Here is an 11,833-nt window from a genome sequence, read left to right as displayed (position 1 = left end):
GGGCGAATCAATGTGCTCAACCGTTCGGCCGACGAGAAGCTCCTCGGCCGAACGGTTGAGCACATTGATTCGCCCCTCGGCGTCGACGCCGATCACGGCGGCCGGCACGCCGGAGAGCACCGCCTCGGTGAAGAGGCGGCGCTCCTCGTTTTGGCGATTGGCGGCGAGCAGCCGGCTCTGCTGCTGCTCGATCTCGCTGGTCATATTGTTGAACACGGCGCCGAGCCGCGCGAGATCGCCATGCGAACGCTCGACATCGACGCGCACGTCGAGATTGCCGGCCGAAACCTGATCGGTGGCGGCGATGAGGGCGCGGATCGGCGCCACCAGCCGATCGACGAAATCGAGCCCGACCCATACGGCCGACAGCAGCATTATGGTGGCGAGCAGCGCATACATCACGGTGAAGGCCTTCTTCACCGCGCCGCGATAGGCCTCGAAACTGTCATAGGTGGCGATGAGATTCGCCGCCTGCTCGGGAAATTGCACGCCGAAAGGATCGACCGGACGCGTCACATAGAGGAATGTGTCCGGGAAAGTCGACAGCGGCCGCAGCGCGACGAAGGTGCGCCCGTCGTCTATGACGAGGCAGAGCGGCTCGCCCTTGCGCGCATCCTCGAAATCGGCGGCCGGCGGCGCGATGACGATGGCCGAGCCGTCGGCCGTCACATCGACGCGCTCCAATATCTGCCCGTCGGTCTTGACGATCGCCGCCACCGAAAAGCCGAGGAAGCGCGCCCGCGAGACGAAGAATTCGTGGAACAGGCCGCGATCGGCGTTGAACATGGCGCGCGCGCGATCGAGGTCCGAGGCCGAGAGCTGCGCCTCCTGCAGCAGCGAGCGGCATTGCGTCTCGCGGAACACGCGCGCGGCCTCCGCCGTGCTGTGGACGGAGGTCTTCACCATGGCGAGGAATTGCGGATTGAGCGCCCGCTCCAGCGTCACCGAGCCGACAATGGCGAGGATGATCGCCGGCGTCAGCGCCAAGGCGGAAAAGAAAGCGAGAATGCGAATATGCAGCCCGGCCGCCGCGGCGCCGCGCCGCCAGGAGCCGATGAGCGTGCCCGCCTTGACGAGCACCAAGGCGACCAGAAGAACCAGCGCGACGGCGTCGGCGAAGAACAGCGGATAGACGACGTCGCTGGTCGGCGCGACCGGCGCGAGCTCGGCCATGACGAAAAAAGTGGCGAGCGCGCAGGCGACGGCGGCGACCACCGCGATCGGCCCGAACCAAAGGCGCCAGGACCGCTTCCTGGGCGCGGCCGGCGGCGCTGGCGCCGGAATCTCTCCCGCCATGGACATGCGCCTGTATAGGTCGTGGCGCCGGTAGAGGCAATCTCGCGCGCTTCCTTCTCCTTTTACGGGAGAAAGTGGCCGCGCTCCCCTACCGCGGCGAGCGCATCAGGCGGATGTCGAGGTCGTTGACCTTCTTGCGCAGCGTGTTGCGGTTGAGGCCCAGAAGCTCCGCCGCTTTGATCTGATTGCCCCGCGTCGCCGCGAGAGCGGCGGAGATCAGCGGCACTTCTATCTCGCGGATGACGCGATGATAGAGGCCGGGCGGCGGCAGCCGCTCGCCATGGTCACGAAACAGCTTGGCGAGATATTGCTCGACCGTGGTCGAGAGCGCCACCTCCTTGTCGGAGGCCGTATCCGCCAAACTCGCCGTCGCCGATTGCAGCCGATCGCCGGGCGACGCTTGACGCATCTCGTGCTCGAGCTCGAGCTCGACCACCGCCTCGGTGATGACCTCCTGCGGATGCAGGGCCGCGAGGCGACGAATGAGATTCTCCAGCTCGCGAATATTGCCCGGCCAGCGATAGCGCTTCATGCGGTCGAGCGCCGCCTGCTCGATGTATTTCTGTGGCAGGCCCTCGCTCGCCGCCACTTTGAAGAAGTGATGCACGAGGTCGGCGATATCCTCCGAGCGCTCGCGCAAAGGCGGCAGGCGCAGCGGCACGACGTTGAGGCGGAAATAGAGGTCCTCGCGGAAGAGGCCTTGCTGGATCAGCGCGCGCAGATCCTTATTGGTCGCGGCGATGATGCGGACATTGGTCTTGATCGGCGTGCGGCCGCCGACGGTCGTATATTCGCCCTGCTGCAGCACGCGCAACAGCCGCGTCTGCGCCTCCATCGGCATATCGCCGATCTCGTCCAGGAACAGCGTGCCGCCTTCGGCCTGCTCGAAACGGCCGATAGAGCGCTGATTGGCGCCGGTGAAGGAGCCCTTCTCATGGCCGAACAGCTCGCTCTCGATGAGATCGCGCGGTATGGCCGCCATATTGATGGCGACGAAGGGGCCTTTCTTGCGCTTGCCATAATCGTGCAGCGCGCGGGCGACCAGCTCCTTGCCGGTGCCGGACTCGCCATTGATCATCACGGTCAGATCGGTCTGCATCAGACGCGCCAGCGAGCGATAAATCTCCTGCATCGCCTGCGAGCGGCCGACGAGGGGCATTCCCTCCATATCGTCGGGACCGTCGATCTCGTTCTTCTTGCGCGGCTCGGCCATGGCGCGGCCGACGATGCCGACCAGCTCCTTCAGATCGAAGGGCTTGGGCAGATAGTCATAGGCCCCGCGCTCGGAGGCGCGGATCGCGGTCATGAAAGTGTTCTGCGCGCTCATCACGATGATGGGCAGGTCGGGGCGCAATTTCTTGATGCGCGGCAGCAGCTCGAAAGCGTTCTCGTCCGGCATCACCACATCGGTGACGACGAGATCGCCCTCGCCCGATTGCACCCAGCGCCATAAGGTCGCGGCGGTTCCGGTGGTGCGCACCTCATAGCCGGCGCGCGACAGCGCTTGCGCCACCACAGTCCTGATCGCGGCGTCGTCGTCGGCGACCAGAATCTCGCCGTGGGTCATCGGAATTCTCTCCAGCAGATCGTGCTCACGAGCGGCGCTCTGTCGGCGCAGGCTCTGTTTCCTCGGCGGCGGAATGGTGTCGTCTGGCTCGTCGCTCGTCTGCTCGCTTCTCCTCGTCCTTGTTGCGATACATCGGCATCAAAATACGGAAAGTGGTACGCCTCGGGTGAGATTCGCATTCGACGATGCCGCCGTGGTCATTGACGATCTTGGCCACCAGTGCAAGTCCGAGGCCAGTTCCGGAAGTCTTCGTGGTGACGAAGGGATCGAACAAATGCGCGGCTATGTCCTCGGGCACGCCGCGGCCATTGTCGCGCACACAGAATTCCAGCGGCAGCCCCACCGGGCGCTTGTCGCCGGCGGTGCGCAGGCTGACCCCCGGCCGGAAGGCCGTGGAGAGTTCGATCTCGCCGTCGATGGAGTCGCCGATCGCCTCGGCGGCGTTCTTGACCAGATTGAGGAAGACCTGCACCAGCTGATCGCGATTGGCGGCGACCGGCGGCAGCGAGGGGTCGTAATTTTCGATGAAGCGAATGTGGCGGGCGAAGCCGCTGCGGGCGACGCGCTTCACATGGTCCAGCACCACATGAATATTGACCTTCTCGCGCTCCAGCGGCCGCGAGTCGGAAAATACTTCCATGCGGTCGACGAGGCGGACGATGCGGTCGGTCTCCTCGCAGATCAGCCGAGTCAGCGCCCGATCGGCGTCTCCGACCGAGCTTTCCAGCAATTGCGCGGCGCCGCGAATGCCCGACAGCGGGTTCTTGATCTCATGGGCGAGCATCGCTGCGAGCCCAGAAACCGTGCGCGCCGCCCCCCTATGGGTCAGCTGCCTGTCTATTTTATCGGCAATTGTGCGCTCCTGCAGCACGACCAGAACGCCGCCTTCGCTGTCCGGCAGCGGCGCGCAGTGCACATCGACGCGCCGCTCGCCCTCCGCCCCGGGGCGGCCGAGGTCGATGCGATATTCATTGATCGCCGAGCCACGCTCGCGCACCTGCTCGATCAGCGCCAGAATGGGCGAGCCGAAGGGCACGAGACGGCTCAGCTCCTGGCCGATGAGGATCGGCTTGCCGATCTCGAAAAAGGATTCCGCCGCGGCGTTGGCGTCGACGATGACGCCGTCCGGCCGGATCGCCAGGATCACATTGGGCAATGCTTCGAGAATGCAGGCGCGATTATCGTCGGCGATGACGCGCAGCCTCGCACCGACGGGCGTGGCGAGCGCGCTCTTGCGCCGGTGCGGGTTGGATTCGGCGGACATCTCGATACCTCGAACTCGTTTTCCGGCGCGGCGCGCGCCGATCCTCTATCGGACTTGAACGCGTCAACAATAGGCCGAAGCCGGCTCCCCATGCGCCGGCTCGAGCGAGAACAAGCGGCGAAGAAGTCCGCGCGCTTCCGCCGCCGAGTCGGCGGCGACCAGCGCCCGTCTGAGACGTGCGCGCTCCTCCGCCTCCCCCTCCGCCTGCTCGGCATAGGCGGAGAGGTGTTTGCGCGCGTGGCGCAGGCCCATATTCGCCCCCATGGCGATCAGCAGACCGTCCAAATGCTCGAGCGCGGCCTCCAGCCGCGCCATGGCGGAGGGCTCGGCGCGGCGGTGGCCGGTCGCCAGAAAATGCGCGATGTCGCCGACGAGCCAGGGCCGCCCCTGCGCCGCGCGGCCCACCATCACCGCATCGGCGCCGGAGGCCGCGAGCATTGCGGCGGCGTCCTGCGGCGAGGCGCAATCGCCATTGGCGACGACCGGAATTTTCACGGCGGACTTGACCGCGGCGATCGCCCGCCAATCCGCTTTGCCCTCGTAGAATTGCGCGCGGGTGCGGCCATGCACCGTCACCATGACGGCGCCCTCGGCCTCGACCAGCCGCGCCAGCTCGGCGGCGTTGCGGGAGGACTCATCCCAGCCGAGCCGCATTTTGACGCTCACCGGAACCGAGACCGCCTCCACGGCGGCGCGGACCAGTTCGGCGGCGAGCGCCGGCTCGCGCATCAGCGCCGCGCCGGCGAGGCCGCCGGTCACGCGTTTGCAGGGACAGCCCATGTTGATGTCGATCAGCCTCGCTCCCGCGGCCTCGGCCTGCCGCGCCGTCTCGGCGACGCCCGCCGGATCGCGCGCCGCGATCTGCACGATATGGGCGTCTATGCCGGAACCGTCCAGGCGCTGGCGGGCCTCGACGTCGCCACGCGCCAGCGCGCTCGCCCCGACCATTTCGCCGACCGCCGCGGAGGCGCCGAAACGCAATGCGATCCGCCGCATGGCGAGATCGGTCACGCCGGCCATAGGCGCCAGAAAGGCGCGCCCTTCTAGATGAAGCGAACCGATGCGCAAAGGCGTGGCTCCTATGGTCTCGCCTATAAATTCATCAGTTGTCATCGTGCCTACACTATATGCAGATGGTCATACGTACGCAATGCGTACATCCCCGAGAATAGTGAAAATTGACGCGAGGCCGAAAAAGCGGGAGAGGTGCCCCCATGAGCTCATCCTCGACCATTGCGATCCTCACCGTCGCCGGCGGCCGCGGCGTGCGGGCGGGCGACGGCCTTCCGAAACAATATCGTTCGCTTCTCGGCAAGTCTCTTCTGGCGCGCACGCTCGAAGCGATGCATCGGGCGGCGCCGCAGGCGCGGCTGATCGTCGCCATCCATGCCGACGATGCGGAGCTCTATCGCGGCAGCGTCGCCGAGCTCTCGGACGGTGCGCGCGCGCATCTACTGGAGCCGGCGATCGGCGGCGCGACGCGCCAGCAGAGCGTGCGCAATGGGCTCGAGGCGCTGGCGACACTCTCTCCCGCCCCGGAGATCGTGCTGATCCAGGACGCCGCGCGGCCCTTCGCCGACCGGGCTCTCGTCGCCAGGTCCATAGAGGCGGCGCGCGTCCATGGCGCGGCCGTGCCGGGCCTGCCGCTCGCCGATACGGTGAAGCAGATCGACGCCGAGAGCGTCGTGATCGCCACTCCCGACCGTGCGAGCCTGCGCTTCGTGCAGACGCCGCAGTCTTTCGCCTTTCCGCTGATCCTCGCCGCGCATCGCAAGGTCGCGAGCGGCTGCGCCGAGCTCACCGATGACGGCATGGTCGCCGAGGCCGCCGGCCACAAGGTCCATGTGTTCCCGGGCGACGCCGCCAATTTCAAGCTCACCACGCCGGAGGATTTCTTGCGCGCGCAAAACGCTCTGCTGGGCGACCTCTCCGACATTCGCACCGGCCAGGGCTATGACGTCCACGCTTTCGGCGAGGGCGACAAGGTCTGGCTCGGCGGCGTCGCCGTGCCGCACAGCCACGGCCTCGCCGGCCATTCCGACGCCGATGTGCTCGCCCACGCCATCACCGACGCTCTGCTCGGCGCCCTGGCCGATGGCGACATCGGCAAGCATTTCCCGCCCTCGGACCAGCAATGGAGGGGCGCGCCCTCCTCCATCTTCCTCGCCTTTGCGGCGAAGCGCGTGCGCGAGCGCGGCGGGATCATCTCCCATGTCGACGCGACCATCGTCTGCGAGGCGCCGAAGATCGGCCCGCATCGTGACGCCATTCGCGAGAGCCTCGCGAAAATCATGGAGGTCGACATCGGCCGCGTGGCCGTGAAGGCCACGACCTCCGAGCGCCTCGGCTTCACCGGCCGTCAGGAAGGCATGGCGGCGCTGGCGCTGGCGACGGTGCGGCTGCCAATGTCCGCCGCGTGAACGAATTTCGCCGGCCGGACTCTCCGAAGGGTCAGAGTCCGGCCGGCGCTTCTATTAGGACTTGCGCGCGTCGAAACGGTCCAAATTCATCACCTTGACCCATGCGGCGACGAAGTCGCGCACGAACTTCTCTTTCGCATCGTCCGAGGCGTAGACTTCCGCCACCGCCCTCAGCTCGGAATTGGAGCCGAAGATCAGATCGACGGCGCTCCCCGTCCATTTGAGCGCGCCGCTCTTGCGGTCGCGGCCTTCATAGACGCCTTCGGTCTCGGCCGACTTTTTCCATTGCGTGGACATGTCGAGCAGATTGACGAAAAAATCGTTGCTCAGCACGCCCGGCCGCGCGGTGAAGACGCCGAGCCGCGAATTCCCCTCATTCGCGCCGAGGACCCGCATTCCGCCGACGAGAACGGTGGTCTCGGGGACGGTGAGGTCCAACATGCTCGCGCGATCGACCAGCGCCTCGGTCGGCGATTTCTCGCCGCCTTTGGCGAAGTAGTTGCGGAAGCCGTCGGCCGTCGGCTCGAGAACCGCGAAGGATTCGACATCGGTCTGCGCCTGCGTCGCGTCCGCGCGCCCTGTCGAGACCGGAACCTCGATCGTGACGCCGGCTTTTTTGGCGCCGTCCTCGATCGCGGCGGAGCCGCCGAGCACGATGAGATCGGCGATCGATACGCGCTTGCCGTCGACACGGCCCTTGTCGAAGCCGGCCTTCACCTCCTCCAGCGCCTTCACGACCTTCGCCAGCTCGGCGGGGTCGTTGACCGCCCAATCCTTTTCCGGGGCGAGGCGAATGCGCGCGCCATTGGCGCCGCCGCGCTTATCCGTGCCGCGGAACGAGGCCGCCGAGGCCCAAGCCGTGCGGATCAACTCGGCGTCGGTGAGGCCCGAAGCGAGGATTTTCGACTTCAATCCAGCGATATCCGCCGCCTCGATCGGCCTGTAGTCGATCGCGGGAACGGGATCCTGCCAGATCAGCTCTTCCTTCGGAACCAACGCGCCGAGATAGCGCGAGCGCGGCCCCATATCCCTGTGCGTCAGCTTGAACCAAGCCTTGGCGAAAGCCAGCTTGAACGCATTCGGATCATCATGGAAGCGCTTGGCGATCTTGGCGTATTCGGGGTCGAATTTCAGCGCCAGATCGGTGGTGAACATCATCAGAGGATGCGCCTTGCCGGGCACATGCGCATCGGGGACGATGTCCTCGGCATCCTTGGGCTTCCACTGCGTCGCGCCGGCCGGGCTCTTGGTCTTGACCCACTCATGGCCGAAGAGATTGTCCAAATATTGCGTGGTGAAGGAGACCGGATCGACCGACCAGGCGCCTTCCAGCCCGCTGGTGATCGTATCCGCGCCCTTGCCGGAGCCGCAGCGATTGGCCCAGCCGAGGCCTTGCGCCTCGATCTTCTCTCCCGCCGGCGCCGGGCCGACGCATTTGGCCGGCGATTTGGCGCCATGCGCCTTGCCAAAAGTGTGGCCGCCGGCGATCAGCGCGACAGTCTCCTCGTCGTTCATCGCCATGCGGCCGAAGGCTTCTCTTATGTCCTTCGCCGCGGCGAGCGGGTCCGGCACGCCATTGGGCCCCTCGGGATTGACATAAATCAGGCCCATTTGGACCGCGCCCAAGGGCTTCTCCAGCGCGCCGCTCTTGTCGCGATTATTGCCCATGAATTTGGGCGCGCCCCAATAGACGAGATCGGGCTCCCAATCATCGCTGCGTCCGCCGCCGAAGCCGAAGGTCGCAAAGCCCATTTTCTCCATGGCGACATTGCCGGTCAGCACCATGAGATCGCCCCAGGAGAGCTTCTGGCCGTATTTCTTCTTCACCGGCCACAGCAGCCGACGCGCCTTGTCGAGATTGGCGTTGTCCGGCCAGCTGTTGAGCGGCTCGAAGCGCTGCTGCGCCCTGCTCGCGCCGCCGCGGCCGTCATGGATGCGATAGGTTCCGGCGCCGTGCCAGGCCATGCGGATGAAGAATGGGCCGTAATTGCCATAGTCGGCCGGCCACCAATCCTGCGAGGTGGTCAGGACGGCGGCGATATCCTTCTTGACCGCGGCGAGATCGAGCGTCTGGAACGCCTTCGCATAGTCGAAATCCTTGCCGAGCGGGTTCGACTCCGCGGCGTTGCGGCGCAAGGGCGAGAGATCGAGCTGGTCCGGCCCCCAGAATTGATTGGAATGCGGCGCGCCCTCGGCCGAGGCGGCCAGCGTCGCGCCGACGACGATCGCCATCGCCGCGGCCGTCGTCCGCAGAAATCGCAGCAAGCCCGCGCGCGAGCGTGACTTTTCGGCGCTCGCCATCATCTTTTCCATTGCAATCGACATTGCTTTCCTCCTCGTCGCGCCCCCGCTGAGCTTGCTATAGGACGCGAAATCGATTAGGTAAAATTCGAAATTTTTCGTTATCGATCAGGAAAACTGATGATCACGACCAAGCAACTCCGCTATTTCGAGGCCCTCGCCCGCACCGAGCATTTCGGCAAAGCGGCCGATCTCTGCGCCGTGACGCAGCCGGCGCTCTCCATGCAGATCAAGGAGCTGGAGGCCGAGCTCGGCGCGCAATTGGTCGAGCGGCGGGGCAAGCTGGTCATAGTGACCGCCGCGGGCGCGGAGATCGCCAAGGTCGCGCGCCGAATCCTCGCCGATATTTCGGAGCTGGAGACGATGGCGGATCAGAATTTCTGTCCGCTCCGCCTCGGCATCATCCCGACCGTCGCGCCCTATATTCTGCCGACCTTGTTCGATGCGTTCGGCGGCGGCGCGGCCGCTCTTCGACCTCTGCATATTCGCGAGGCGCAGACGGCCACATTGCTGGCCGAGCTGGACGACGGACTTCTGGACCTCGTCATGCTGGCGACGCCCGTCGATCCCGAGCTCGAATCCATGCCGCTCTTCGAGGATCGCTTCTATCTCGTCGCTCCTCCGAGCGGACCGCCGGAGGAAACCGGCTCCGTCAGCGCGGAGATGCTGAAGGCGCAAAGACTACTGCTGCTCGAGGACGGCCATTGCCTGCGCGATCAGGCGCTCAGCTTTTGCGAGAGCCGCAATGTGCTGAACATCGACACTTTCGGCATGACCAATCTGACGACGCTGGTCCAAATGGTTTCGGCGGGCATGGGTTGCACGTTGCTGCCCGAAATGAGCCTGCCGATCGAGACGGCGCGCGGCTCCATCCGCGTGCTTCGCATCGAGTCGCCGGAACCGCGCCGGACCATCGGACTCGTCTGGCGCAAATCTTCGCGCCGCGGCGACGAGTTTCGCGCCCTCGGCCGAACGATCGCGGCGTCGCGACAAAACCATCCCGAGCGGGAGATGTCATAAAAATGTCATTCAAAATAATGGCTTGAACGAATTCATCTTAGCTTTTTCGAAACTTGCGCAGCGGATGATGCCGTCACTCTCGGCATTGTCTCAACGCGTTTCCAACGCCGAGCCGGCGGCTGGAAACGCTCGCGCGCGGCGTCCAATGAAAATGAAATCGAGCATCGCAGGCAAGCTCGGCGCGGTCATCGCGCTGCTCGGCGCTCTCGCCCTCGGCCTCTCCCTTTTCGCCTTCTGGCAATCGCGCCACGACGCCGGCCGGATGGATGCGCTCGAGGCGAGCTACGCATTCGCCCTGCAGGCGCGCGGGCTCGCGCAATCCGTCCAGCATTCGGCGATCGTCGCCAACTCCGTCTTCGCATCCGACAGCAAGGCCGAGATCGAAGGAAAACTCGGAACGCTGCGGCGAACGCTCGACGATGTGCGCGCGGCGAGCGAGGCGCTGCTCGCTCGGGCCGGCGGCCGCATCCCGAACGAGCGCAAGACGCGCATCGCGCTCGCCGTGCAGGAATTCGTCTCCTATCAGAACGACACTGTGGAGCTCGGCCTCTCCATTTCTCCCAAGGCGGCGCTTCTGCAGGCCAATGACGAGGCGACCATCGCCAATCGCGAGAAAATGGTCGCGGAGATGGAAGCCTTCGTGCGCGGAACCCTCGACGGTCTCGCCGCCGAGCGCCGCGCGCGCGAAAGCGTTCGCGGCCGCGACGAGGCGCTGACGCTCGCCGTGCCCGCCGCGGTGACGAGCATCGCTCTCATCGCCGCCATATGGATCGTCGCGACGCAGATCCGCCGCCCGCTGGCGACGATCGCGCGCGCCATGAAGCGCGCCGCCGACGGAGATTTCGACGCGACCGTGCCTCATGTCGAGCGGCGGGACGAGATCGGCGACATGGCGCGGGCGCTGCTCGCCTTCGAGGCCGCGGCGCGGGACAAGCGCCGGCTAGAGCAGGAGGCCGAGGCGCAGCGCCGAGCGGCGGCCGAGCTGCGGGAAATGGCGGAGGCGGAGCGTCGCCGCGCGGCGGAGAGCCAGGCCGCGGTCGTCGCCGCTCTCGCCCGCGGGCTGGAAAATCTCTCCCATGGCGAGCTGACCTATCGGATCGACGAGGCTTTCGCCGCCGAATACGAGGCGCTGCGCCAGAATTTCAACATAGCGGTGGAAAAGCTGCGCCGCGCCATAGCGGCGGTGGCGGCCAATTCGCGCTCGGTTCTCGACGGGACCGCGGAGGCCGCCGAGGTCGCCGGCCGCCTCGCCGATCGCAGCGAAAGGCAAGCCGTCGATCTCGAGAAAGCGACCGCCGATCTCGACCGCTCGACGGTCGCGATCGGCCACACCGCCGAAACGACCGCCGAGGTTCGCGATCTCGTGCTGCGCGCCAGCGGCAGCGCGCGGCGCGGCGGCGACGTCCTGCGCGAGTCGATCGGCGCGATGAGCGCGATAGAGACATCGTCCCGGCAGATCGGCCAAATCGTCGACATCATCGACGAGATCGCTTTTCAAACCAATCTTCTCGCGCTCAACGCCGGCGTCGAGGCGGCGCGCAGCGGCGAGGCCGGCCGCGGCTTCGCCGTGGTCGCCTCGGAAGTGCGCTCGCTCGCACAGCGCTCCTTGCAGGCGGCGAAGGAGATCGGCCAGCTCGTCTCCACCGCTCAGGCGCAAGTGAAGCGCGGCGTCGGCCTCGTGAACGAGACGAGCCGCGCCTTGACGGAAGTCGCCGAGCTGACCGCGGCTTCCGACGCTCTGGTGGCGGAGGTCGCCGCTGCGGCGAAGGAGCAGGCCGCGAGCCTCGGCGGCGTCTGCCTCGCGATCGGCGAGATCGATCGGGCGACGCGCGAGAACGCCGCGATCGCGACGCGTTCATCGGGCGCCAGCGCCGATCTCACGGCGCGCACGCGCGAATTGATCGATCTGGTCGCCCGCTTGCGGGTGGCGGCGACGCGGGACGCGTGCGCAGCGTGAGGCGGCCA

Annotated in this window: 8 protein-coding genes; 3 read left to right on the top strand and 5 right to left on the bottom strand. The window is 66.4% G+C overall.

Annotated features, from left to right (window positions below; all coding sequences use genetic code 11):
• From C5689_RS14235 to dusB, 4 genes are all read right to left on the bottom strand, one after another.
• A partial coding sequence (locus C5689_RS14235) for a HAMP domain-containing protein (protein WP_244594711.1) occupies window positions 1–1,296 on the bottom strand: 1,296 nt, incomplete at its 3' end.
• An 88-nt stretch (window positions 1,297–1,384) separates the two neighbouring features.
• A complete protein-coding gene (ntrC, locus tag C5689_RS14230) occupies window positions 1,385–2,863 on the bottom strand; it encodes a nitrogen regulation protein NR(I) (protein ID WP_108917927.1) in 1,479 nt (492 codons plus the stop codon).
• 25 nt (window positions 2,864–2,888) lie between these two features.
• A complete protein-coding gene (locus C5689_RS14225; protein WP_174800247.1) occupies window positions 2,889–4,127 on the bottom strand; it encodes a two-component system sensor histidine kinase NtrB in 1,239 nt (412 codons plus the stop codon).
• Window positions 4,128–4,190: 63 nt separating this feature from the next.
• On the bottom strand, window positions 4,191–5,195 hold the full coding sequence (gene dusB / locus C5689_RS14220) for a tRNA dihydrouridine synthase DusB (RefSeq protein WP_108917932.1): 1,005 nt from the start codon (window positions 5,193–5,195) through the stop codon (window positions 4,191–4,193).
• A 146-nt stretch (window positions 5,196–5,341) separates the two neighbouring features.
• On the opposite strand from dusB, the gene C5689_RS14215 reads away from it, so the two are divergent.
• Complete coding sequence (locus tag C5689_RS14215; RefSeq protein WP_108917926.1) at window positions 5,342–6,547, top strand: bifunctional 2-C-methyl-D-erythritol 4-phosphate cytidylyltransferase/2-C-methyl-D-erythritol 2,4-cyclodiphosphate synthase; 1,206 nt, start codon at window positions 5,342–5,344, stop codon at window positions 6,545–6,547.
• A gap of 54 nt (window positions 6,548–6,601) precedes the next feature.
• Here the strand turns inward: C5689_RS14215 and katG are convergent, their stop codons facing one another.
• Window positions 6,602–8,779 carry a catalase/peroxidase HPI gene (gene katG, locus C5689_RS14210; RefSeq protein ID WP_162301197.1) on the bottom strand — a complete coding sequence of 726 codons (2,178 nt, stop codon included), beginning with the start codon at window positions 8,777–8,779 and terminating at the stop codon, window positions 6,602–6,604.
• A gap of 189 nt (window positions 8,780–8,968) precedes the next feature.
• On the opposite strand from katG, the gene C5689_RS14205 reads away from it, so the two are divergent.
• Both C5689_RS14205 and C5689_RS14200 read left to right on the top strand, forming a co-directional pair.
• Window positions 8,969–9,868 carry a hydrogen peroxide-inducible genes activator gene (locus tag C5689_RS14205; protein WP_108917925.1) on the top strand — a complete coding sequence of 300 codons (900 nt, stop codon included), beginning with the start codon at window positions 8,969–8,971 and terminating at the stop codon, window positions 9,866–9,868.
• A 151-nt stretch (window positions 9,869–10,019) separates the two neighbouring features.
• The gene (locus tag C5689_RS14200; protein WP_244594710.1) at window positions 10,020–11,825 is read left to right on the top strand and encodes a methyl-accepting chemotaxis protein; all 1,806 of its coding nucleotides are present in this window, start codon (window positions 10,020–10,022) and stop codon (window positions 11,823–11,825) included.
• The last annotated feature ends 8 nt before the right edge of the window (window positions 11,826–11,833 follow it).

The sequence above is a fragment of the Methylosinus sporium genome, from assembly GCF_003113265.1.
Lineage (GTDB): Bacteria > Pseudomonadota > Alphaproteobacteria > Rhizobiales > Beijerinckiaceae > Methylosinus > Methylosinus sporium.
This window is presented reverse-complemented; position numbering and strand designations above follow the sequence as displayed.